This is a genomic window from Flaviramulus aquimarinus (assembly GCF_039543205.1).
GTDB classification, from domain to species: Bacteria; Bacteroidota; Bacteroidia; order Flavobacteriales; family Flavobacteriaceae; genus Flaviramulus_B; species Flaviramulus_B aquimarinus.
In genome coordinates this window covers 1,282,946-1,306,171 of the sequence record NZ_BAABJH010000001.1, presented here as the reverse complement: position 1 = coordinate 1,306,171, position 23,226 = coordinate 1,282,946, and the positions used below count along the sequence as shown (strand labels likewise).

Below are 23,226 nucleotides of genomic sequence, written 5' to 3'. Positions count from 1 at the left end.
AGATTAGCTACTTTTTCTAATAATAAATAAGCCTCTATTGATATCGCTAACAATTATATTTCCACTTGCAAAATATGGGTATATGTTCCAAGCCCCGTCAAATTCAGAATTATTATTAGCAGGGTATGTGTCAAAAAAGCCTATTTCTGTAAAAGATTTTCCCGAAATTTGTGATATATCTAGCATACGAACACCAGCCCTATAACTTGCAAAATAGTAAACATTGTTATTTACATAGCCATTATGATCAATTGCTGCACTAGCTCCAAAATAATCAAAATGATAAATAGGATTGTCCAAATCTTTAAAATCAAAAACAATAGTTCTGGTATTGCTTCCAATTCTAAATTCGTCTAATTCATCACCTAAAATAAAGTAATTCATGTCTTCAGTAAACCAACCTTGATGTGCATACCGTACATTATCATAGCTAATAGTCGAAATAATTGTTGGGTTAGATTTATCGGTTACATCTGCAATAACCACTTCATTTTCATTACTACCAATTAATATTTCTTTACCAGTATAATCCGAGTCAGGACCATTATATGTTACAACTTGTGCATCATGTGAGTACCCACCTTCTCTAAACCCGCCTTCAGAAACAGGATTTTTTGGGTCTTGAATGTTAATAAATATTGGGCCGCCGCCAAATGTTGAGTTTCTATTTGCGCCAACTACGTAGGCATAACCAGTATCTTCATTAATTACAATATTATGAGATTTCCCAAATTCAGTAAAGTGAGTATCTGCAGTAAATGTTTCAGGAGGATTCGCTATGTTTCTTAAACGTGTTAAATCGAAAACTTGCATTCCATGATCATCATTACAAGTAGGGTCGCCAAAAGTACAATCAGAAACAATAAAGGCATGATCTTTATATACTTTAACATCACGCCAAGGGCTAGTAGTTGTGGCAGTTGGTAAATTACCTAGGTAAATGGGGTCGTTAGGTTTCGTGATATCTATAAATGCTGTATTATTATTATTTGCCATTAAAGCATATTCTTTTCCAGTAGTTGAGTCTGTCCATCCCCAACAATCAGTTCCTTCTGCAGCACCAAAAGTACTTAAAGGAATGTTTGCCATAAGGTCGTAATCATTACAAGGGTAAATATCTGCAAACCCATTTTCGCATTTAGCTAATGGAGCGATATCTGTGTTTGTTATTGGCGGTATGTCGTCGTCGTTATTACAAGATTGTGTAAAAAAAACTAAAAAACAGCCCAAAATGAGACCGTTAATAATACTTAAATGTTTCATAGCAAAATTTATAATTATAACTAAAATAGGTTATGTTTTAGTATAAAGATAGTAAAAACAAAATTAGCTTCTTATTTTTGCAATATGATAGAAGATAAAAACCAACAGCTTACTAAGTTAAGCGATTTAGGGGAATTTGGACTTATAGATCATTTGACCAAAAATTTTAAACTAAAACAGACATCCACTATAAAAGGTATTGGAGATGATGCTGCCGTATTAGGTTTTGATAATAAGAAAATAGTTGTGACTACCGATTTGCTTGTTGAAGGGGTGCATTTTGACCTAAGTTATATGCCATTAAAGCATTTGGGATATAAGGCTGTTATTGTTAATTTATCTGATGTTTATGCCATGAATGCTAAAGCAACTCAGATAACCATTTCTATTGCGGTTTCTAATCGATTTCCATTGGAAGCTTTAGAAGATTTGTATGCAGGCATCGAAACCGCAGCTTCAATTTATAATATTGATGTTGTTGGAGGGGATACCACATCGTCTAATACTGGGTTGTTAATTTCAGTTACGGCTATTGGTGAAGTTGAAACAAATAATGAAGTCTATAGAAATGGCGCTAAACCAAATGATTTGTTGGTGGTTTCTGGAGATTTAGGTGCAGCATATATGGGGCTACAAGTATTGGAACGAGAAAAGGAAGTGTATAAGGTAAATCCAAACAGTCAACCGGATTTAGAGCAATATTCTTATATTATTGAACGCCAGTTAAAACCTGAGGCCCGTAAGGATATTATTAAATTATTGAATGATTTAGATGTGAAGCCGACGTCTATGATTGATATTAGTGATGGATTGTCTTCAGAAATCATCCATTTATGTAAGCAAAGTGATGTGGGATGCGATTTGTATGAAGAAAAAATTCCTTTAGACCCTCAAGTTATAACTACTTGCGAGGAGTTTAATATTGATAGTACAACGGTGGTGTTAAATGGCGGTGAAGATTATGAATTGTTGTTTACTGTTTCACAAAGCGATTTTCCTAAAATAAAAGCAAATCCAAATTTAAGTGTTATTGGTTATATAAAGGAAGCAAAAGAAGGTATGCATTTAGTAACCAGAGCAGACTCTAGAATTCCGATACAAGCGCAAGGTTGGAAGAATTTTAATGATTAAGCAATACGCAGCGTAGATTTTTTTTGAGTCTGGTTTGAACGATGCTTGTTTAGTCTTAAAATGCGTTTGTAATGTATGCGTTCTAAGACGTCATTAATTTCTCTAAACTTAGGTGTGAGTTCAATTAAATTACCGTTTCCGTTGGTGGTAAGTTCTCTTCTGCAATTTTTACAGGTGTATTCTTTTACATGATAGGTAACATGTCTCGTTACTTTATAGTCATGCCCAAACACCTTGCAATGAATGTTTCTCATGGTTTTACTTATTAATTTAATCTTTAGAGAGAAGGTTAAAGTATTAAAAACCAGCGAATAACTGTTAATAAGTGGTTAATAAATCGATGAAGCGAATGTTTTTTCCTTTAAACGTTGCATTCTTGAGGCGTGAATGCGTTCCAGTATAGCGTTTATTTCTCTAAATTTGGGTGTCAGTTCGATGAGATTTCCATTGCTGTTTGTTGTTAATTCCTTTTTGCAATGTCTACATGCATATTCCTTAACGTGGTAAGTTACTCTTTTAGTTACTTGATAATCATGCCCAAAAAGATTGCAATACATTTTTGGTATCAAATTAGGTTTACTAGTAGTTTTTTTCATGATTTTATGATTTGAGAATGATAAAGCTATGAAAATAAAACCAATAAACCGATAAAAAGCTAAATATTTTCGATGAAATGCATTATTTCATGTAAGAATTCATCTTTATTTTCAATATGACTCATGTGTCCGTCAGGAAATTCTACCAGTTTAACTTCTGTATTTTTTAATTGGGCAATTAGAGATTCGTAATTTAGTACAGGGTCTTTTTTACTTACTATCATCATTTTTTTATAGGGAGTAGCATGGAGTATGGTTTGTCTATCTTCTCTAATTTTCATGCCTTCTAGTGCAGCAACAATACCTTGTAAAGGTGTTTTAAGTGCATCTTCTGTAACCTGCTTTATTTGTTCAGAAAAAAGCATCCTGTTTTTTGGTCTGAACAGATTGGCAATGGCCATTCTTATAAATGTTTTATGATTTTGTTTTACAGCTAAAATAGCTCGATTTCTGTTTTGTTTTTTTTCTGGAGTGTCAGCATGAGCAGTAGAGTTCATTAAACATAAACCTTTTACTGATTCTGTATTTTTTTCCGCTAAAGCGAGTGCTACATAACCACCCATAGAATGTCCTATAAAAGCAGAACGTCTTATTTTTAGATGCTTAAGAACAGCTTCAACAGCTTCCGCCATAAGCTCCATACTATGTACATAACCTAGACATGCTGTTTTACCATGACCTAACAAATCAATACAAATAACCCTATTTTTTTTTGACAGTGTTGGGACAAATGCATCCCACATAGAGGTATTTTCTAAAAAACCATGGAGCAAGACCATAGCGCTTCCTTTTCCATGGTCCGTATAAAAAATAGTAATGCCTTTGTGCTCTAAAATCATTTTTAATCTATCTTAGGCAAAGATAAAATCATACTATGAATAAAACTAAAGAAACCTTTGTATTCGGTTTTGCTTTATTTGCTGGCTTTTTTGGTGCTGGAAATTTAATTTTACCACCTTTATTAGGGTTTAAGTCTGGTGCAGACTGGTGGTTGGTGACTTTAGGGTTTCTGACATCAGCAACAATATTTCCATTACTAGCTATTTTTGCACATGCCAGGCTGCAGGGTACCTTGTTTGATTTTGGTAAAAAAGTGTCACCAGTTTTTAGTTTAGTCTTTTGTTTTTGTCTGTATGCTATTACTATTGCTTTACCATGCCCACGTACTGCAGCAGTTACTCATGAAATGGCAATTGCTCCATTTTTTGGTACAAGTTCATTACTTACAAGCATTTTATATTTTGTAATGGTTTTTGTTTTTGTAATGAACAGAAACCGTGTGTTAAGTATACTCGGTAAATACTTAACACCAATCATTGTTTTAATAATTTTAGCTATAATTATTATAGGTGTTTTGTCACCAACAGCAGAGATGAATCCATCACACTTTGAATTACCAATAATTAGTGGATTTCTAGAAGGTTATCAGACGTATGATGCTATGGCAGGTATGGTTATGGGCGGCGTTATATTGGTATCCATTAATAACTCTAAAAATAAGCTGTCGTATAGTGATAAAAAAATAATGATTGCTAAATCTGGCTTAATTGCCATGTTTGGATTATTGATTATTTATGCCGGATTAATAGCTATTGGAGCATTTTATAATGGACAATTTGCTCCAGATATTTCCAGAACAGAATTACTTTCAGGGTTAGCTGTAAAAACCTTAGGAAACATGGGTTCAGCTTTTTTAAGTATTTTAATAGCCTTAGCATGTTTTACAACTGCAGTGGCTATTGTTGTTAGTGTTGCAGATTTTTTTAAAGCGTATTTTAAAACTATAAAAAAAGCCTATTTAATTACTGTGGTTGTTTGCTGTATAGTTGGTATAGGAGTAGGGCAAATGGATGTAAAGTATATTATAGATATTGCACTTCCGGCTTTAATGTTTATTTATCCGTTGTGTATTGTGCTTATTTTATTAAATGTAGTTCCAGAAAAATTTGCCTCAGAACTTGTCTTTAAATGGGTTGTTGTAGCAGCTTTCATTTTTAGTATACCCGATTTTTTAGGATTTATGGTGCCTGTAGAAAATGTAGCTCCAGTTAAAGCAATAATTCCTTTTGCTAATCAAAATTTAGGATGGGTTTTACCAGCTTTATTAACCTTTGTATTGGTTAATTTGTTTAAAAAAAAGAAAGCAAACGATTAAGATTTCACCTTTTTAATAGCGCCAAAAGCTTTGTCTACATATTCGTCTTCAACTAAAATAGTAAACTCATTTGTAGTTGAAATAACTTCATATAAAACAACACCTTCCCAAGCCAAGCGTTTAAAAAAATGATAGTATAAACCTGCAATTTTAGAGTTGTCTTGTGGTAAGTTTATGCTAATGGCCGATAACCCTTCTTGTATGGCAAGAAAGGTTTCGTTTTTTAATTGTTCTTTAATAAAATCATTCAAACTACTGGAAATAATAATATTACTTTCATGAATCCCTCTGGTAAAGGTGTAAAATAGTTTAGATTCTTGATTAATACGTTCCAGGATTTTGGCGTGATTATCAATAATGGTTTCCGAATTTTTAACGGTAAAATCGGTTAAGTTAGAGCGCACGGTTATATCGCCTAAATTTTGTATAACCCGTTTCATCTTCAACGAATTGGATAAAGTTACAGGCGGGTTATAACGCCTAAGTGCCATCATAATAGCTCCAGGTTTTACATCTTTTTTTAACATTTTACTTATGGGCTCTACGAGTTCAATAGCTAAAGCGCTAAAGTTTATAATGTTTCTTGATAATGCTTCTTCTAAGTAAGGTTGTGTTATTAAAATATCTTCAACACAGTTAGATACTGTTTTCATGTTAATTATTTAACAATATGTGTAAAAATAAACATTTTTTTTAATAAACATAGGTATTAGGTAAATGAGTCCTAATTTTACCTGCAAATCGACAAGCATGAAAGTTTTGAAGTTTGGAGGAACCTCTGTTGGGTCCATTGAAAATATGAGCAACGTTAAACGTATAATTAACGATGGCAAGAAAAAGGTTGTGGTGCTTTCAGCAATGTCTGGTACAACTAATAAATTGGTTGCTATTGCTCAAGATGTTTCAGATGGTAACCCTAATGATGCTATTGAAAAGATTAATAAACTTCATGAAACCTATTTTAATACGATAGATAAACTTCTTAAGGATGTTGTTTTAAATAAAGATGTTAAAAATTATATATCAGGAATTTTTAGCTTTTTAGTTGAATGTACTTATAAAGAAGCTTCAGAGTTGTTAGATAATCAAATTGTAGCTCAAGGTGAATTGCTTTCAACGTATATGTTTAATAGTTATTTAAAGCAAGAAGGTATTCGTTCTGCGTTATTGCCTGCTTTGGATTTTATGCGAATTGATGGCAATAAAGAACCTGACCTGTCATATATCAAAGAAAATTTTCAAGCTGTGGTAAAGCATGCTGAAGATGCAGACCTATACATCACACAAGGGTTTATTTGTTTAGATGACCTTGGGGTAATCTCAAATTTACAGCGTGGCGGTAGCGATTATACAGCCACGATTATTGGTGCTGCTATTAAAGCTGAAGAGGTGCAGATATGGACAGATATTGACGGGATGCATAACAATGACCCTAGACATGTTCAGAATACAAAGGCTATTGCAAATTTATCATTTGAAGAAGCTGCGGAATTGGCCTATTTTGGCGCTAAAATATTACACCCGCAAACTGTTACGCCAGTAAGAGCTGATAATATTCCAGTTAGACTTAAAAACACGATGGATCCTGATGCACATGGGACATTAATTTCTAGTCACACTTCAGACAATGGAATTAAAGCAATTGCCGCTAAAGATAATATTACAGCCATAAAAATAAAATCTGCACGAATGTTGCAGGCGCATGGTTTCTTAAAAAAAGTATTTGAAATTTTTGAAGACTATCAGACATCTATTGACATGATTACAACTTCAGAAGTAGCTGTTTCGTTAACTATTGATGATGATAGAAATTTAGATGAAATTATTAAGGAATTAAAAAAAGTGGCGACTATTGAGATTGATAAAAACCAAAGTATTGTTTGTCTGGTTGGGCATTCAGTAGTTGATCATAAAGACACCTATAAATTGTTTCAAATTTTACAAGATGTAAAAATTAGAATGATTTCTTATGGAGGAAGTAAAAATAATATATCATTATTAATTGATACAAAAGATAAAATTAATACGCTGCAAAAACTAAACGATTATTTATTTGAATTAGTCACTCTGTAAATTACAATATTAGATTTGCTAGCTATAAGGGTCGTTGAAAAACGACCCTTTCTTATTTTAAGAGTTCATAATATCTTCAATCTCGTCAGCCTCAATAGGAATGTTTCTCATTAAATTGAAAGGGGCTCCAGTTTTTTGAATCACCACATCATCTTCTAGTCTAATGCCAAAGCCTTCGTCTGGGATATAAATTCCAGGTTCAACAGTAAAAACCATATTGGCTTGCATCGATTCAGTTAAAATACCATAATCATGCGTGTCTAAACCGATATGATGGCTTGTACCGTGCATAAAATATTTTTTATATGCGGGCCAATCTGGGTTTTCATTTTGTACATCAGACTTATCAAGTAAACCTAAACCTAGTAGTTCGTGAGTCATTATTTTTCCAACTTCAACATGGTACGCTGCCCAATCTGTTCCTGGAATAAGCATATTTGTTGCTTCATTTTTTACTCGAATTACAGCATTATAAATAGCTTTTTGTCTATCAGTAAAGCGACCAGAAACGGGAATACTTCGCGTCATATCACTAGAGTAATTAGCGTATTCAGCCCCAATATCCATTAATATTAATTCGCCAGCTTTACATTGTTGGTTGTTTTCAATATAATGCAACACATTAGCATTGTTCCCTGAGGCAACAATTGGAGTGTAAGCAAACTTTTTAGAACGATTTCTTAAAAATTCATGCATAAACTCTGCTTCAATTTCAAACTCCCAAACATTAGGTTTTACAAAGTTTAAAATGCGTCGGAAACCTTTTTCAGTAATATCACAGGCTTTTTGGATTAAATCAATTTCAATAGGATCTTTTACAGAACGTAAACGCTGTAATATAGGATTACTTTTTGCAACAGCATGGGCAGGGTATTTATTCTTTAGCCATTTAGTAAAACGGTCTTCACGGGTTTCGGTTTCAACATTAGCGCGGTAATGTTCATTTGTGTTAATGTATACCGTATCGCATTGTGTCATGATTTCCGATATAATTTTTTCTAAATCCTGTAACCAGTAAACAGTTTTTATGCCACTGGTTTCAAAAGCCTTTTCTTTAGTTAGCTTTTCGCCTTCCCAAATAGCAATATGCGCATTTGTTTCTTTTAAAAACAAGATTTCTCGATGCATTTCTTTTGGACAATCCGGAAATAAAACCAAGACACTTTCTTCCTGATCTACACCACTTAAATATAGAATATCTCGATGCTGCTCAAAAGGCATAGTACTATCTGCGCTTATGGGATAAATGTCATTGGAATTAAAAACAGCCAAGCTATTTGGGCGCATACTTGCTGTAAATTTATTTCTGTTATTAATAAAAAGCGCTTTGTTTATAGGATGATATTTCATGACAATATTATATTTAAGTTTAAGCCTTCGTAAATGTAAAAAAACAAAAGTAAAATATTATTTGTTATATTTATGAGCCCTCACGAATTACAAATTTATTTTATTATGAAGAAAATTACTAAAAGTCTATTTACGATAGTGCTTGTGAGTTTCTTGGGTTATTCAAGTGTAATTGCTCAAGTTTCGCTTAAAGAAAGCTCCTTAAAAGATCAAATAAATAATTCATCTTTGGTAGTTGAGGGGAAAGTTGTTTCAAAAAAATCATTTTGGGATGTAGACCATAGATTAATATATACTGCAAATACCGTTGAAGTCTATAAAGTTTTTAAAGGAAACACCATCACAACTATTGATGTTATAACAATAGGAGGGACGGTTGGTTTAACAGCTTTAATAGCTTCAAACAGTTTAAAGCTACAAAAAGGAAGTGTTGGAATATTTACTTTATATGACAGTAACGTAAATTCGAAAAGCATATCTAAAAACAAACAGTTTAAAACCTATGGCGCTATACAGGGTTTTTATAAATACGATTTGTATACAGATGCAGCGGCCAATCCATTTAATAAAAAACAAGGTATTAAGTCTGTATTTTATAATGAGATTATGAGCCATACAAAAATGGATTTTATTGAGGTTGCGGATTTTAATATTGAAAGTATACGTTCTAAATTCAATACCAACAATAAAGGTCCAGCGATAACCATTACTAATTTTTCGCCAACAACAATAACAGCTGGAACAGGGGCGGTATTAACTATAAATGGTTCGGATTTTGGAACCCAAGGTAAAGTAAGCTTTAGGAATTCTGATGATGGAGGTGCTACTTTTTTTGATGCTTTAGATTCGCAAATTTTAACGTGGACCCCTACTCAGATAACCGTTGAGGTGCCATCTATAGGTAATATTGGTACAGCAGGCACAGGAACCATACGGGTCACTGATGCTGATGACAATAGTGATATATCAAATACGACTTTAACAGTGAGTTCTGCCCAGAGCAATATTCCTTTTAATTTAGGCTCTGGCGATGAAGCATTTCAAGTACAACACCTTGATGATAACGGTTCTGGGGGGTATACTTGGGAGATGCAAACCGACTTTTTTAATGATATAGAGCATCCAGGTGCCAAGGCTGCTTTTATGAGAGCCTTTGATAATTGGAGATGTACCACTAAAATCAATTGGGAAGTTAGTAACACGCCAACAACAACAGATGTTATTGGTGTTGATATAGATATGCCGGTAGATGGGGAATTAGATGCGGATAATGAAATTGTTATTCGGTTTGATAATGGCTCAGAGCTGGGAAATAATGTTTTAGGAACCTGTTATTCTTGGTACTCAGGAAGTAACTGTACAACAGGCGTTGAGTGGTTTGTTGCCGATTTAGATATTGTTTTTGACAGTGAGGCAAGTTGGTATTTTGGAACAGGTACTTTTGATCCAGGAGAAATTGATTTTGAAACGGTTGCTTTACATGAGTTAGGTCATGGACACCAATTAAGCCATGTTATTGATACCAATAATTTGATGCATTTTGAACTTAATCCTAATGAATCCTTTAATGTTTTAGATGCCAATAGTATTGCCGCGGCTCAAGATATTCAATCAAGAAGTATTACAAGTCAAAATTGTGGTCCTGTAAGAGATGAAATGGTTAATTACTCAGGCGATTGTGGCTTAAGTGTGGAAGACAATAATTTAGCAAGCTTAATTACATTATATCCCAACCCTGCAAGTAATCAATTTTATATTAAAAATGAATCCTTTGTTAATTTAGAAAAAGCCGTTATATATGATATTAACGGTAGGTTAATATCTGATCATGATTTTTCAAATAATTCAAGAACACAAGCTATTAATCTAGTAGGCATTTCTAAAGGTATTTATTTTGTAAACATTCATTCAGATAATACTGTTATCACTAAAAAACTGATTATAAATTAATTGGTTTAGTCGTAAAAAAGAGGTGGTCTAAAAAGTCTTTATAAAGACTTTTTAGACCACCTCTTTTTTATTAAAGTATGACTATTTACTTATTCAATGCTTTTTTAATGAATCCAATGATGGCCAAAACAATACCGCCACCTACGCCGCCTCTGGCAACACTACTCAGTATTCCAGATAAATCCATGCTACCATCAGTTCCTAGTCCTATCATACTAAGAACACTACCGCCAAGTCCGCCGCCTAATATGCCGACTATAGAATTCCATAATGTTCCTAACGATGAGTTTTTCATGAGTGAACCAGCAATGTTTCCGCCAATAGCACCACTAACTAGTTGAATAATCAAAGGTAAATACGTATCCATTTTATTTTAATTTATTGGTTAATCGTTTTAAATTAACAAAATATTTATAAAATATGTATTTTTTTGATTATTATTTTATAATATTCGCAATATTTACAAGGTAAACATCTCTTCTAAGGTCTTCTTTAAAATCATTCTAAATAGAAAAAACATGACATTTGTTATTTGCCTATAACTCATTGCTAACCTACCTTTGTAACAATCTTAAAATAATTTCAAAATAATGAGCGGATTTTTTAAATCTTCGATTGGAAGAAAGGTAGCCATGGCGCTTTCAGCATTCTTCCTTATGTTTTTCTTGCTTCAACATTTCGCAATTAATATTTTATCGGTATTTAATCCAGACCTTTTTAACGAAGTGTCTCATTTTATGGGTACAAATCCTTTGGTTCAATTTGCTTTACAGCCCATATTGATTTTTGGTGTGGTATTTCATTTTGTAATGGGCTTTGTATTGGAACTTAAAAACAAAAAAGCAAACGGCGTTAAATATGCTAAGAATAATGGTGCTGCTAATTCTACTTGGGTAAGTAGAAATATGATTTGGAGTGGCGTTGCTATTCTAGCTTTTGTAGTATTACATTTTATAGACTTCTGGTTTCCAGAGATTAACACCAAGTTTGTGCAAGGTGATTGGTCTGGGTTACATGAAGGCGTAGATGGATACAGATATTTTCATGAGTTAGAGCATAAATTTCATAGTCATATAAGAACGATTGCATATGTTATTGCCTTTATATTTTTAATGCTTCATTTATTACACGGGTTTACATCGGCATTTCAGTCTATGGGTGCCACTGCAGGTAGAAAGAAAACATTACAGAATATCGGGAAAGCTTATTCAATTATAATTCCATTAGGATTTATTGTTATTGCACTTTATCACCACCTTAAATACGTATTATCATAGATATGGCAACATTAGATTCAAAAGTACCAAAGGGTCCAATTAAAGATAAGTGGACAGATTATAAAAATAAAATTAATCTTGTAAACCCTGCAAACAAGCGTCATATAGATGTTATTGTTGTTGGAACAGGTTTAGCAGGCGGATCTGCAGCAGCAACCCTTGCTGAATTGGGCTATAATGTAAAAGCATTTGCTTATCAAGATTCTCCACGCCGTGCGCATTCAATTGCGGCGCAAGGAGGAATTAACGCTGCCAAGAATTATCAAGGTGATGGCGATTCAACATATAGATTATTTTATGATACTGTAAAAGGCGGCGATTACCGTTCGCGCGAAGCGAATGTATATCGTTTGGCTGAGGTGTCTACAAATATAATAGACCAATGTGTCGCCCAAGGTGTTCCTTTTGCAAGGGATTATGGAGGGTTATTAGATAACCGTTCTTTTGGAGGGGTATTAGTATCCAGAACATTCTATGCCAAAGGACAAACAGGACAACAATTACTATTAGGAGCATATTCTGCAATGAATAGGCAAATAGCACGTGGTAAAATAGAAATGTTTAATCGTCACGAAATGCTTGATGTTGTTATAGTTGGAGGTAAAGCAAGAGGTATAATAGCACGTAATTTAATTACAGGCGAAATAGAACGTCATTCAGCACATGCTGTTGTTGTAGCTACAGGAGGTTATGGTAATGTCTATTTCTTGTCAACAAATGCCATGGGTTCTAACGTTACAGCGGGTTGGAAAATTCATAAAAAAGGGGCCTATTTTGCAAATCCTTGTTATACACAAATCCACCCAACATGTATACCGCGTTCAGGAGATTATCAGTCTAAATTAACACTAATGTCGGAGTCATTACGAAACGATGGTCGTATTTGGGTGCCTAAAAATTTAGATGATGTAAAGGCCATTCGTGAAGGACGTAAAAAGCCAACTGATTTATCTGAAGACGAACGCGATTATTACTTAGAGCGTCGCTATCCAGCCTTTGGAAACTTAGTGCCTCGTGATGTGGCATCTAGAGCAGCAAAAGAACGATGCGATGCCGGATACGGTGTTAATGCAACAGGAGAAGCCGTGTATTTAGATTTTGCAGCTGCTATCGAACGCTATGGAAAAGAACAAGCTAAGATTCATAATATAGAAAACGCTTCCGAATCAAAAATATATGAGTTAGGTCAAGCTATCGTAGAAGCAAAATACGGCAACCTATTTCAGATGTATGAGAAGATTGTAGATCAAAACCCATACAAAACACCTATGATGATTTATCCAGCAGTTCACTATACCATGGGAGGTGTTTGGGTAGATTATAATTTAATGACTACCATTCCAGGTTGTTACTGTATTGGCGAAGCTAATTTCTCGGACCACGGAGCTAATAGGTTAGGTGCTTCAGCATTAATGCAAGGGTTGGCAGATGGTTATTTTGTATTGCCATATACCATTGGCGATTATTTAGCTGATGATATCCGTACAGGAGAAATTCCAACAGACACTTCAGAATTTGATGAAGCAGAAAAAGAAGTGACAGAACGTATTAACTTCTTCATTAATAATAAAGGAACAAAATCTGTAGATTATTTCCATAAGAAATTAGGAAAAGTAATGTGGGATAAAGCAGGAATGTCTAGAAATGCAACAGGTTTAAAAGAAGCTATGGCTGAAATTAAAGCCATCCGTGAGGAATTTTGGAAAGAAGTTTCTGTTCCAGGAGGATCCAATGAAATGAATCTAGAACTTGAAAAAGCTGGACGTGTTGCCGATTTCTTGGAGTTAGGAGAGTTATTTGCTAAAGATGCTTTAACGAGAGAAGAATCTTGTGGAGGGCACTTTAGGGAAGAATCAGCAGAATTGGATGGTCCTCAAAAAGGCGAAGCAAAACGAAATGATAAAGATTTTGCTTTTGTATCTGCATGGGAATATAAAGGCGAACCAGCTGATGCCGTTTTGCACAAAGAAGCATTGGAATTTAAGGATATTGAACTAAAACAACGTTCTTACAAATAAATTAGAAAAGAGAAAAAAGAAGAAAGAGAAAAGATTTAATGAGTTTTAGGAAAAGACACAATTATAAAAACTTAAAAATATGGCAGTTGGGTTTAGAAATTGCGAATAATATTTCAGATATTCTAGAAACATTTCCAAAACATGAAAAGTACAATTTGAGTTCTCAATTAAGTAAATGTTCTATTTCTATGCCAAGTAATATAGCTGAAGGTTCAGCAAGAACAGATAAATCTTTTTCTCATTTTATTGATATGTCTTTAGGGTCATCTTTTGAATTAGGAACACAATTATTAGTTGCTCATCATGGAAAGTATATTGATGAAACAACATTGAAGAATTTAGAAAATAAAAATGAAGAATTTCAAAGAATGACAATAGGTTCCCAAAATGGATTGAATTAACGCTCTATTTTCTTTTATCTATTCTCTTTTTTCTAATTCTAAAGTTGAATTATTATCATAATATTAAAGCTAATACATGAGCTTTTATTAAACGAAACTAAAATGAATTTAACACTTAAAATTTGGAGACAAAAAGACTCGAATGCAAAGGGTCAAATGGTCGATTATAAAGTAACAGATATTTCAGAGCATATGTCTTTTCTTGAAATGATGGATGTTTTAAATGAGCAACTTATAAGTCAAGGAGAAGAACCAGTCGCTTTTGATCATGATTGTCGTGAAGGGATTTGTGGGATGTGTTCCATGTATATTAATGGTGAAGCCCATGGACCAGATAGAGGCATAACAACATGTCAATTACACATGCGTATGTTTAAAGATGGCGATACGATAACCATTGAACCATTTAGAGCTGCTGCATTTCCAGTAATAAAAGATTTGGTTGTAGATAGAACGGCTTTTGAACGTATCCAACAAGCAGGAGGCTATATTTCTGTAAACACATCGGGTAATACCCAAGATGCTAATGCACTTCCGATTTCTAAAATTGCTGCAGATGAAGCTATGGATGCCGCAACATGTATTGGATGTGGAGCTTGTGTAGCCACTTGTAAAAATTCAAGCGCTATGTTATTTGTTGGTGCAAAAGTATCACAATATGCATTATTACCACAAGGGCAAGTTGAAGCATCAGAACGTGTACAAAATATGGTCGCACAAATGGATTTAGAAGGCTTTGGTAACTGTACCAATACTGGTGCTTGCGAAGTGGAATGTCCAAAAGGTATATCGTTAGACAATATAGCAAGAATGAATAGAGAGCTAATGAAAGCGTCTGTTTAAACGCATATAATTAATTCAAATATCAAAATAAAGTAGCCCATACAGTATTAGTATGGGCTTTTTTATTAGATTTGATTGATTAACTTCTTATTTATGTTCAGGAAAACCTTCCTAATACCCTTTTTTTGTTGTTTTTATATAATAAATGGATTTGCTCAAGTTTCTAATAACGATACACTGTTGTACGATGAAGCACCTTTGCTCAGACATATAAAAACCTTATCATCCGATGCTTTTGAAGGCAGGCGAACAGACACAAAAGGTGCTTTAAAAGCCAGAAAGTATATCATTAATCAATTTCACAGTTTAAAGGTTTTGCCTTTTGGTAATATGTATGAACAACCGTTTAGTTTTATTAATAGGAGAAAACAGTATCATGCTACAAATATTTTAGGCCTTATAAAAGGTGCAGAATTCTCAAAAAAGTATATAGTAATTAGTGCGCATTATGATCATGAAGGGATTAAACAAGGTGAAATATATAATGGCGCAGATGATAACGCTTCCGGAATAAGTGCCTTATTTGCTTTTGCAGAATATTTTAAAAAGAATCCACCAAAACATTCCGTAATCTTGGCAGCTTTTGATGGGGAAGAATTAGGGTTGCAAGGCTCTAAACACTTTGTGAATAGTGCTGTTATTTCTATTAAAAATATAGTTGCTAATTTGAATATGGATATGATTAGTAGGAGCACAAAGAATGAATTGTTTGCCGTAGGAACCCCACACAATAAACGTTTAAAATATATTATTAAGCATTTTGAATGTTCAAATAAAATTAAGCTTAAAATAGGACATGATGGTTATGATGGTTTAGATAATTGGACCTATTCATCCGACCATGCTAATTTTCATAAAAAAGGAATCCCATTTTTGTATTTTGGGGTTGAAGATCATAAAGATTATCATGAGCCCACAGATGATTATGAAAATATTGACCCGGAGTTTTATGTTGAAGCTGTAAAAACAATCATTTCAGTATTTCAAAAAATAGATAGTTCTAAAATTTAAAAAAGTACAGTTATACAAGTGTTGTTGTCTGTAATTTAATAAAAACAATATATGAAAATCACATTTAAATTTCGATTTTTAATCATGATAATAATTTTATTATCTGCATGTCATTCTAATGATGATAGCGATTGTATGAAAACAATTACTATTCCTCAATTTTATTTTATTAATAACCAATCTTACAGCTATGATATCACTCAAGAAGTTCCATGCGATTTTCCAGAACCTTCGGAACCTGAATTGATTGAACCTCCTGAATTAGAAAATTTCTCTTATGAAGTATTGAATTTTATATTTACATCCGATACTGGAAATAATACTTCTAGACTACAATTTGAAATTAAGTTAAATAATCCAAATGATTATTCAGTTTCAGGAGTACCAATTTTGACTATAAACTCAGATGAATTAGAGTTTTCAGGGAGTTTTTCTAATAATGCTTCAATATCATGTTTTGAAATTAATGCTAACTCTAGTTGTATATTAACTTATGACCAAGAAGAATCTCTAGATTTGGGGATAATCAATTCATATGAATTGATAAATGTTCAATATCTATTAACAAATTAGCTTGAGTATTCTTAACAAAAACTACAGCCAACAACATGTATAATTAATTGCTTTGGTAAGAGCTTATTTGAGAAATTTAGAAGGAATTTTCTCTCTTTATTTTTGTTTGCAAAATGAGATACTTAAACCACGCAACTAACCATAGACAAAAATGTTGTGCTCAATTAAACCAAATTTTATGAAAACAAAGATTATTATAATCCTCGCTATGCCAATTTTATTTATCGCAGGATTAATTACAGGACAATATAGTGGATTTGAAAATAAAGAAAAAGGCAAAATTATAGGCCTAAATCATGTGGGTATAAGAGTGGACGACTTTGATAAGGCCTCAAATTTTTATGAAAATACAATGGGTTTTCCTATGATTTACAAATTTGATGATGACAATAATCAACTCATATTTGCATATTTTCAGATAAATAAATCAACATTTATAGAGCTAATGCCAGCAAATCAAGAGCATCCTGAAGGAATAGACCATTTCGGTTTAGAAACGCACAATAATGAAGCAGTTGTTAGTAATTTTCGTAACCTGGGAATTGAATGCACAAAATCAAATGTGAGTCCTTTTACTCATGTTAATATTGCGCATGCCAAAGATTTAAACGGAGTATATTTTGAAATAATCGAAGCAATTGAAGGTTCTGATTTACGACGTGTCATGGATAATTGGAAAGAATAAAAAATAACAGAGCACTAAAAAGCCGTGTATAATTAATTGCTTTGGTCGTTGATTATTTGAAAAATTACTTCGGAATTTTCTGGCATTCGTTTTTGTTTACTAAATTAGTTGCATAAACACGCAACTAACCATACACAAAACCGTGGTAAATAATGCTTAAAAACAAAAACTGATAAACTATGAAATACTTAAAACCTATAACTTTGATTATTGCTCTATTCTTTTTCTTGAGTTGTAATAACGATGTTAATAATAATAATGAACTAAGTTCAATAGAAATTGGAAACTATGTTTTTAATTTTGAAACTGAATTTACTCTTGATGAATTACAAGGAATTGACTCATATGTTGGGAATATAAACGGCTCTGGAATATCACTTTCTTTTGATTATGGGTGGTATACAAGACCTGCAACGAATTTACCAACGGATGAATATCTTGTTACCGAAGAAGAAATAAACGGTCATTATAGACAAATAGTTAAACCTATAGACCCTGAGGCGAATTTCACAAGAATTCATTTATTTGAAATTAGTGACTCTATCGAAAATCCAGGTGGTTATAATTCACTTACAATGTCTACAAACAACATAAATGCTGCTGAACAGGAAATGATAATAAAAGTGTTTAATAATGTTGAGATTGTTGAATAGATTATTACGCTAAAAAGCAAATGGGATAACTATGACGAAATGCACTATTTACAATAAAATATATAAAAAATAGCAAAAGTCTATTATAATACAAGGGCTTGGACGTTTTGGAAAGTTGCCAAATTTTTAAATTTGGCTTGTGTTTATCCGAAAAGTAACAACTTATTTTCAGTGCTACTTTTCATATAGGGAGCCGTAAAAATTAATATGAAAAACCAAAAATTCAAGAATATGAAAAAAAAATACTTTTTACTTTTTATTATTTTACCAACATTTGCCTTTTCTCAGTTTGAGATAAATACTGTCGACATAACGACAAATGATTTAGTTTACGATAGTAACACAGATAGAATTTATGTTTCGATTCCTAGTTCAAATGGTTCTAATGGTAATAGCATAGGTATTATAAATCCGAATAATTATACCTTAGAAAACACCATTTTTATAGGAAGCGAGCCTACAGTGCTTGCGATTTCTGATGATGGACAATTTATCTATAGCGGATTTAGTGGTTCATCCACTGTTAGAAAATTTGAAATATCTTCTCAAACTTCTGGAATTCAATTTAGTTTAGGGTCTGACTCCTCAACAGGTTCTTTTTATGTTGAAGATATAGAGGTTATGCCTGGACAAGCTAATACTATTGCTGTTTCGAGAAAAAACATTGGATTTTCACCAAGACATGAAGGTGTAGCAATTTATGATAATGGTATTGAGAGACCAACAACTACACCAGACCATACTGGAAGCAATAGAATTGAATTTAATTCTCAAAATTCATTAATTGGATATAATAACGAAACAACAGAATTTGGTATAAGAAGAATGTCAATAAATACTTCGGGTATTAATGTTGTTGGCGTAACACAAAATGTATTGTCCGGATTTGGAGAAGATTTTAGTTATTATAATAACAAAATGTATGCAACTGATGGAACAGTTGTAGATACAACCAATTCATTATTTGTAATAGGAACTTTTTCAAATGTAAATGGACCTTCAGTATATGATACAAGTACAGATTTTGTTTGTTATGCAAGTTTTGATTTTTCTGGAAATATTGTATTTCAAAGATTTAATCCAAATACGTTTTTATTAGAAGATAGTTTACCTATTTCAGTAGCTTTTGGAGATGTAAACAACATTACTACTTGTGGAGCAGGTTGTTACGCTTTTAACAGCTCTGACAATAAAGTTACAATCATTAAATACACTTCTTTAGGACTTCCAGAATTTGATTATAAAAATCAATTAAGTATTTATCCAAATCCAACTGTAGATTACATTAGCATAAAGAATGGTCAGAATATTGAGAAAATTCTTGTCTATAACTTAAGTGGCCAATTAGTTTCCCAATTTAATAATAAATCTGAGAACCTATATTTAGGGAATTTATCTTCAGGAAGCTATTTTATTAAAATTATTGATAATAAAAATAGAACCATAAATAGAAAACTACTAAAGAAATAACTTTTTCTAACACCGTATAAAATTAATTGCTAGTGCAAGCTTGCTTATGAAAATCCTCGCGGATTTTCTACTCGGTTTCTATTTGCTAAATTAGTTGCTTAAAACACGCTACTACTCATACACAAACACGTTGTGTGTAATTATCCCCGTCCTGAATAAAGGCTACATAATTTTAAACATGATGTGCAAAAATGACAAATTAATTAATGGTTATGTGAGAAGTGTAAATGAAAAAAGTATGGTAAAATAATCAGAATATATAACAGAAAAAGTTAGCTTGGGTTTAAAAATAAGCTTTTAGCTGAATGGAGCCTGAGTGTATGGTTTTACTAGTTTCAGTTTTTCTTCCAAAATAACTTAAGTTAAGATCTAAAAATTTAGTTAGTTTTTTTTGTGCCAATAAACTCCAAGTATAGTTTTTTCCGGGTTGCAAACCTTCTAATATTTGATAGGCAACAGGGGTGTTTGGATTTCCTTCATAATTATTTGAAAAATAGTTAAACTCACCATTAATAGCGCTTTTTTGACTACTAGCAAGGGTAAAAGATAGACCGTATTTCTGTTGTTTTAAAGATTCCATATCCCCGATGGTATTGTCTTTACTTGCAAATTGGTAAAAAATGTCAAAACTAGAATTATCATTAAAGAGGTAAGATAACTTTGGATTGAATCGACTTTCATCAAAATTAAAATTTTTACTTGCAAAACTCTCACTGATACTCTCGTTGTTTTCAAAAGCAGAAAGCATATTGATTAACCAACTTTCAGCTATTTTATGGTTGAAATTGAGTTGATGACTTTTTAAACTGTTTTGAATAAACCCAACGGATAAAACATTTCGTATTGTATTGTCTAAGAAAGTATAAGATGTTGTATAGCGTTGCTTCCCACGATTAAAAAACAAAATATTTCTAAAATTAAGTTGTAGACCTAATTGATCATCTTCATTGTTATTAAAAGGGTTTAGGTTAAAACTATTGCCGTTTCGTTTTAGCTTTCGATCAATCAAATAACTGGTCTGATTATAAAAATGCGACCAGAATTTTTTTGATTTACGTTTTGAAACCGACCATTGTGCTGGGTTAATCGTTAATGTCTGACTCAGTCTATTCTGATGGGTTTTTATAAAAACCCGATTAGGCAAAAGCACCCGAATAAAAGTGCCTTGATCTTGAAACTGGGCAATTTCAAATTCCTCAAGTTCCTGAATACCATTTTCGTTATAATCAATCCAAGTATAAATACCCTGCCCAGGTTCAACTTGAACATAAGTAAAATCTTGTTGCGGTAAACTTCCTGAATTGGTTTCAAAAACGGTGTTCCATTGTACAATTTGTTTAAAAAGCTTTTGGTTAAATTGCAATCTAGAGTTTATGGATTTTTCATCTTCAATACTGGAATCTTCATTTTTTAACGTTCTATAATTAGCATATAAAGACAAATTAGTGTTTTTGTTTTGAATAAGTCTAGAGTCTAAATAGAATGTGTTTGAAGTGTTTACTTTTTGTAATTCGTTATTTCTAATACTATCGTTTATTCGGTTTTTATAGCCAAACTCACCAAATACCTTAGTGCTATCGCCTACACCAACAAACACTTCGTAAGATTTGAATTTCTGACTTAATGGTGTTAATGTTTGGGTTAAGATTTGGCGTTGTTCATTATCCTCAACAGCTAGTTTTGTACCTATCCAACTTTTTTTCATACTATAAGTAACCCGATTATAAGACCGTAAAAATTTAGAGGTGTTTATATTGGAGTTAGCATTTAAAAAACTGGAATATGATGAAATACTGAATTTGTTTAAAAGCAAATTAGTGTTTATAATGTGTCTATTACCATTAAAGCCATCAGAAAAATTTAAATGTTCAAACTGGTAATTAGCAAATCCTTTTTTAGAGTGAACCATCCTAAACCCCGAATTAAATAGTATTTGATTACCTAAATCAAGACCAATACCATTTATGTTATTTTGATCTAAATTCCAATCGCGGTTAAATTCAGGATTGTAAAGCCCTTCAATATTTCTATAATCAGAACTTATATAATCGCTATCCACAAAAACATCAAAATTCCAAAGGCTGTCATTCTTAATCAGTGCTTGTTCCATTTTAAATTTTCCAGCATATCCATCATTATCATCATCATCTAAATTCGAAAAGGCATTTAAGTCATTTTTACTAGCAGAAGCCTCAAAGCTAATATTGGTTTTATCAGAAGGCTTATAACTTCCATTTACTACAGCAATTTGTAGTTTCGTCGGTGCTATAAGTTGAACGGTAGGGGCATAGTTGCCTTGTAAAACTCCAGCATATTCGTAAATATTATTAATAGCATTAATATTACTTAGCCTATAATCTCCTTGATTATCTCCAACCAAAGTAAAGGTTACCCGATACAAGTCATCGTTTGGATCGTTCGAGAATACAAAAGCTTCAACACCGCCAATCAACTCTTTTTTATATAAAATTCTGTTGTCGTTTAAAGCTTCTCTAACTTCTGATGGTGCCACCATTTGCGTTCTATCATCACCAGCATCAGCTAAAATTTGTACTTGTTCTTCCGATAGGTTTTGTTGTAAAGGTTGGTTTTTGGCGTCATTTTCAGAATAAACCGATATGCCAATGTTTAGTTTTTCACTTTTATATGTCCCACCACCATAAGCCACAAAACGAGAATAATTACGTTCACTAAATTGATAATCTACTGTAATTCGCATTTCAGAAGTAATAGGAAACGTGGAATTAAAAATAATTTCACCAGCATTATAATCAATAATATAATCTTGGTCTTCACCGCGCTTTACGGCAATACCATTTACATAAACGGTTTCGCTACCTGAAACAATAAGTACAAACAATTCACCATTTGGGCCTTGAAGCTTATAAGGCCCTTGGTTGCCTTCTTGTGCTGTAAACTGACTTGTTGTAAACTGTCCGCGGACAATAGCCCCTGCGACAAATAAATCCGTTTGAGCATCTTTATCACCTAATTTTAGATTAAAATTTAAGCCTTGAACACGCTTAGAAAAGCTAGCAAAATAAGAATCGGTGTTTAGTAAGTCAATATCGCCCGCACGGACATTCCAGCGGTTGCTAAACAATTCAATAAATACTTGGTCAAATTCATCCAAACGTTGACTATAGCCACTTTCTTGTAATGGAATATTGGCATCCTGTATAGAGGCTCTTAACGAAACTTTATCATTGAGTTTCCCCGTAATTTGAAGGTCCAATTCACTGTTTAAAACTGAGTTTTGATTATTTCCTATGGTAACACCACGTGAGATACTTCCAGAAGTCGTTAAACCATCAAACGGGATAAAATTTCTATCGGTATTGGATTGTGATAGTTTATATAAGGTCTGATTGTTACTGGTATTTTTAACAATAATGGTGTCATCTAACTGTTTATAGGTCTTAGTTAAAAAATCAGGAAACTTAAGATAGTTTATAAAGATTGAATCTGTTTCAACGGGTTTTTTAAAAGTTAAAATAGCTTTGGCAAAATCGATGTTATAAAACGTAGAATCTATAAGGGAGGTATCCTTCTTTCTAATGGAAAAAGCATTTGAATTAATACTTACACTATCAATACGAATAGAATCCTTTACAGCAACTTTTTTGGTTTTATAGTTTGACGTTTGGTTTTGTGAATACCCACAAAAACCAATGAAAAATAAAAAAATGCCTGTGTAAAACTTCATTAGATACTTAAACTACAAAACACTTAAAATATTTTGTTGATAGCTTCGTTAAAACTCTTGTTTAATTTAAT

At 32.7% G+C, this 23,226-nt stretch carries 21 protein-coding genes; 13 read left to right on the top strand and 8 right to left on the bottom strand.

Going from position 1 to position 23,226, the window contains the following annotated elements; translation table 11 throughout:
• Positions 1-3: 3 nt before the first annotated feature.
• A complete protein-coding gene (locus tag ABD941_RS06125; RefSeq protein ID WP_345273156.1) occupies positions 4-1,263 on the bottom strand; it encodes a choice-of-anchor B family protein in 1,260 nt (419 codons plus the stop codon).
• Positions 1,264-1,347: 84 nt separating this feature from the next.
• Between ABD941_RS06125 and thiL the strand changes: the two genes are divergently transcribed.
• Positions 1,348-2,394: a thiamine-phosphate kinase gene (gene thiL / locus ABD941_RS06120; RefSeq protein ID WP_345273155.1), complete on the top strand. Its 1,047-nt coding sequence runs from the start codon at positions 1,348-1,350 to the stop codon at positions 2,392-2,394.
• On the opposite strand, the gene ABD941_RS06115 is transcribed toward thiL, so the two are convergent.
• From ABD941_RS06115 to ABD941_RS06105, 3 genes are all read right to left on the bottom strand, one after another.
• Entirely contained in the window at positions 2,391-2,648 is a 258-nt protein-coding gene (locus tag ABD941_RS06115; RefSeq protein ID WP_345273154.1) for a hypothetical protein, read from the bottom strand. The genes thiL and ABD941_RS06115 overlap by 4 nt on opposite strands.
• A 75-nt stretch (positions 2,649-2,723) precedes the next feature.
• A complete protein-coding gene (locus ABD941_RS06110; protein ID WP_345273153.1) occupies positions 2,724-2,990 on the bottom strand; it encodes a hypothetical protein in 267 nt (88 codons plus the stop codon).
• A gap of 59 nt (positions 2,991-3,049) precedes the next feature.
• The gene (locus ABD941_RS06105; RefSeq protein ID WP_345273152.1) at positions 3,050-3,829 is read right to left on the bottom strand and encodes an alpha/beta fold hydrolase; all 780 of its coding nucleotides are present in this window, start codon (positions 3,827-3,829) and stop codon (positions 3,050-3,052) included.
• A gap of 35 nt (positions 3,830-3,864) precedes the next feature.
• On the opposite strand from ABD941_RS06105, the gene brnQ reads away from it, so the two are divergent.
• Positions 3,865-5,145: a branched-chain amino acid transport system II carrier protein gene (brnQ, locus tag ABD941_RS06100; RefSeq protein WP_345273151.1), complete on the top strand. Its 1,281-nt coding sequence runs from the start codon at positions 3,865-3,867 to the stop codon at positions 5,143-5,145.
• Here the strand turns inward: brnQ and ABD941_RS06095 are convergent.
• The gene (locus ABD941_RS06095) at positions 5,142-5,798 is read right to left on the bottom strand and encodes a hypothetical protein (RefSeq protein ID WP_345273150.1); all 657 of its coding nucleotides are present in this window, start codon (positions 5,796-5,798) and stop codon (positions 5,142-5,144) included. The two genes, brnQ and ABD941_RS06095, sit on opposite strands and share 4 nt — an antisense overlap.
• A gap of 97 nt (positions 5,799-5,895) precedes the next feature.
• On the opposite strand from ABD941_RS06095, the gene ABD941_RS06090 reads away from it, so the two are divergent.
• Positions 5,896-7,218 carry an aspartate kinase gene (locus ABD941_RS06090; RefSeq protein ID WP_345273149.1) on the top strand — a complete coding sequence of 441 codons (1,323 nt, stop codon included), beginning with the start codon at positions 5,896-5,898 and terminating at the stop codon, positions 7,216-7,218.
• Positions 7,219-7,275: 57 nt separating this feature from the next.
• Here ABD941_RS06090 and ABD941_RS06085 read toward each other — a convergent pair whose 3' ends face one another.
• The gene (locus ABD941_RS06085) at positions 7,276-8,568 is read right to left on the bottom strand and encodes an aminopeptidase P N-terminal domain-containing protein (protein ID WP_345273148.1); all 1,293 of its coding nucleotides are present in this window, start codon (positions 8,566-8,568) and stop codon (positions 7,276-7,278) included.
• A 105-nt stretch (positions 8,569-8,673) separates the two neighbouring features.
• On the opposite strand from ABD941_RS06085, the gene ABD941_RS06080 reads away from it, so the two are divergent.
• Positions 8,674-10,518, top strand: coding sequence for a T9SS type A sorting domain-containing protein (locus ABD941_RS06080; protein ID WP_345273147.1), 1,845 nt, complete (start codon positions 8,674-8,676; stop codon positions 10,516-10,518).
• An 85-nt stretch (positions 10,519-10,603) separates the two neighbouring features.
• Here ABD941_RS06080 and ABD941_RS06075 read toward each other — a convergent pair whose 3' ends face one another.
• Positions 10,604-10,885 carry a hypothetical protein gene (locus tag ABD941_RS06075; protein ID WP_345273146.1) on the bottom strand — a complete coding sequence of 94 codons (282 nt, stop codon included), beginning with the start codon at positions 10,883-10,885 and terminating at the stop codon, positions 10,604-10,606.
• A gap of 223 nt (positions 10,886-11,108) precedes the next feature.
• Between ABD941_RS06075 and ABD941_RS06070 the strand changes: the two genes are divergently transcribed.
• From ABD941_RS06070 to ABD941_RS06030, 9 genes are all read left to right on the top strand, one after another.
• Positions 11,109-11,795 carry a succinate dehydrogenase cytochrome b subunit gene (locus ABD941_RS06070; RefSeq protein WP_345273145.1) on the top strand — a complete coding sequence of 229 codons (687 nt, stop codon included), beginning with the start codon at positions 11,109-11,111 and terminating at the stop codon, positions 11,793-11,795.
• Between the two features lie 2 nt (positions 11,796-11,797).
• On the top strand, positions 11,798-13,813 hold the full coding sequence (locus tag ABD941_RS06065) for a fumarate reductase/succinate dehydrogenase flavoprotein subunit (protein ID WP_345273144.1): 2,016 nt from the start codon (positions 11,798-11,800) through the stop codon (positions 13,811-13,813).
• A gap of 38 nt (positions 13,814-13,851) precedes the next feature.
• Entirely contained in the window at positions 13,852-14,214 is a 363-nt protein-coding gene (locus tag ABD941_RS06060) for a four helix bundle protein (protein WP_345273143.1), read from the top strand.
• A gap of 102 nt (positions 14,215-14,316) precedes the next feature.
• Complete coding sequence (locus ABD941_RS06055) at positions 14,317-15,057, top strand: succinate dehydrogenase/fumarate reductase iron-sulfur subunit (RefSeq protein WP_345273142.1); 741 nt, start codon at positions 14,317-14,319, stop codon at positions 15,055-15,057.
• Between the two features lie 93 nt (positions 15,058-15,150).
• Positions 15,151-16,068 carry a M28 family peptidase gene (locus ABD941_RS06050; RefSeq protein ID WP_345273141.1) on the top strand — a complete coding sequence of 306 codons (918 nt, stop codon included), beginning with the start codon at positions 15,151-15,153 and terminating at the stop codon, positions 16,066-16,068.
• A gap of 84 nt (positions 16,069-16,152) precedes the next feature.
• Positions 16,153-16,641, top strand: coding sequence for a hypothetical protein (locus tag ABD941_RS06045; RefSeq protein WP_345273140.1), 489 nt, complete (start codon positions 16,153-16,155; stop codon positions 16,639-16,641).
• Positions 16,642-16,819: 178 nt separating this feature from the next.
• Positions 16,820-17,326 carry a VOC family protein gene (locus tag ABD941_RS06040; protein ID WP_345273139.1) on the top strand — a complete coding sequence of 169 codons (507 nt, stop codon included), beginning with the start codon at positions 16,820-16,822 and terminating at the stop codon, positions 17,324-17,326.
• Positions 17,327-17,505: 179 nt separating this feature from the next.
• Complete coding sequence (locus ABD941_RS06035) at positions 17,506-17,979, top strand: hypothetical protein (protein ID WP_345273138.1); 474 nt, start codon at positions 17,506-17,508, stop codon at positions 17,977-17,979.
• A 231-nt stretch (positions 17,980-18,210) separates the two neighbouring features.
• On the top strand, positions 18,211-19,449 hold the full coding sequence (locus ABD941_RS06030) for a T9SS type A sorting domain-containing protein (RefSeq protein ID WP_345273137.1): 1,239 nt from the start codon (positions 18,211-18,213) through the stop codon (positions 19,447-19,449).
• A 283-nt stretch (positions 19,450-19,732) separates the two neighbouring features.
• Here the strand turns inward: ABD941_RS06030 and ABD941_RS06025 are convergent, their stop codons facing one another.
• Complete coding sequence (locus ABD941_RS06025) at positions 19,733-23,155, bottom strand: hypothetical protein (protein WP_345273136.1); 3,423 nt, start codon at positions 23,153-23,155, stop codon at positions 19,733-19,735.
• Positions 23,156-23,226 lie beyond the last annotated feature (71 nt).

Coding starts and splice junctions, on each gene's coding strand:
- ABD941_RS06075 (WP_345273146.1), bottom strand. CDS start 10,885: ATGGATACGTATTTACCTTTGATTATTCAACTAGTTAGTGGTGCTATT.
- ABD941_RS06095 (WP_345273150.1), bottom strand. CDS start 5,798: ATGAAAACAGTATCTAACTGTGTTGAAGATATTTTAATAACACAACCT.
- ABD941_RS06085 (WP_345273148.1), bottom strand. CDS start 8,568: ATGAAATATCATCCTATAAACAAAGCGCTTTTTATTAATAACAGAAAT.
- brnQ (WP_345273151.1), top strand. CDS start 3,865: ATGAATAAAACTAAAGAAACCTTTGTATTCGGTTTTGCTTTATTTGCT.
- ABD941_RS06050 (WP_345273141.1), top strand. CDS start 15,151: ATGTTCAGGAAAACCTTCCTAATACCCTTTTTTTGTTGTTTTTATATA.
- ABD941_RS06065 (WP_345273144.1), top strand. CDS start 11,798: ATGGCAACATTAGATTCAAAAGTACCAAAGGGTCCAATTAAAGATAAG.
- ABD941_RS06030 (WP_345273137.1), top strand. CDS start 18,211: ATGAAAAAAAAATACTTTTTACTTTTTATTATTTTACCAACATTTGCC.
- ABD941_RS06060 (WP_345273143.1), top strand. CDS start 13,852: ATGAGTTTTAGGAAAAGACACAATTATAAAAACTTAAAAATATGGCAG.
- ABD941_RS06115 (WP_345273154.1), bottom strand. CDS start 2,648: ATGAGAAACATTCATTGCAAGGTGTTTGGGCATGACTATAAAGTAACG.
- ABD941_RS06035 (WP_345273138.1), top strand. CDS start 17,506: ATGAAATACTTAAAACCTATAACTTTGATTATTGCTCTATTCTTTTTC.
- ABD941_RS06055 (WP_345273142.1), top strand. CDS start 14,317: ATGAATTTAACACTTAAAATTTGGAGACAAAAAGACTCGAATGCAAAG.
- ABD941_RS06090 (WP_345273149.1), top strand. CDS start 5,896: ATGAAAGTTTTGAAGTTTGGAGGAACCTCTGTTGGGTCCATTGAAAAT.
- ABD941_RS06125 (WP_345273156.1), bottom strand. CDS start 1,263: ATGAAACATTTAAGTATTATTAACGGTCTCATTTTGGGCTGTTTTTTA.
- ABD941_RS06105 (WP_345273152.1), bottom strand. CDS start 3,829: ATGATTTTAGAGCACAAAGGCATTACTATTTTTTATACGGACCATGGA.
- thiL (WP_345273155.1), top strand. CDS start 1,348: ATGATAGAAGATAAAAACCAACAGCTTACTAAGTTAAGCGATTTAGGG.
- ABD941_RS06025 (WP_345273136.1), bottom strand. CDS start 23,155: ATGAAGTTTTACACAGGCATTTTTTTATTTTTCATTGGTTTTTGTGGG.
- ABD941_RS06110 (WP_345273153.1), bottom strand. CDS start 2,990: ATGAAAAAAACTACTAGTAAACCTAATTTGATACCAAAAATGTATTGC.
- ABD941_RS06070 (WP_345273145.1), top strand. CDS start 11,109: ATGAGCGGATTTTTTAAATCTTCGATTGGAAGAAAGGTAGCCATGGCG.
- ABD941_RS06080 (WP_345273147.1), top strand. CDS start 8,674: ATGAAGAAAATTACTAAAAGTCTATTTACGATAGTGCTTGTGAGTTTC.
- ABD941_RS06045 (WP_345273140.1), top strand. CDS start 16,153: ATGATAATAATTTTATTATCTGCATGTCATTCTAATGATGATAGCGAT.
- ABD941_RS06040 (WP_345273139.1), top strand. CDS start 16,820: ATGAAAACAAAGATTATTATAATCCTCGCTATGCCAATTTTATTTATC.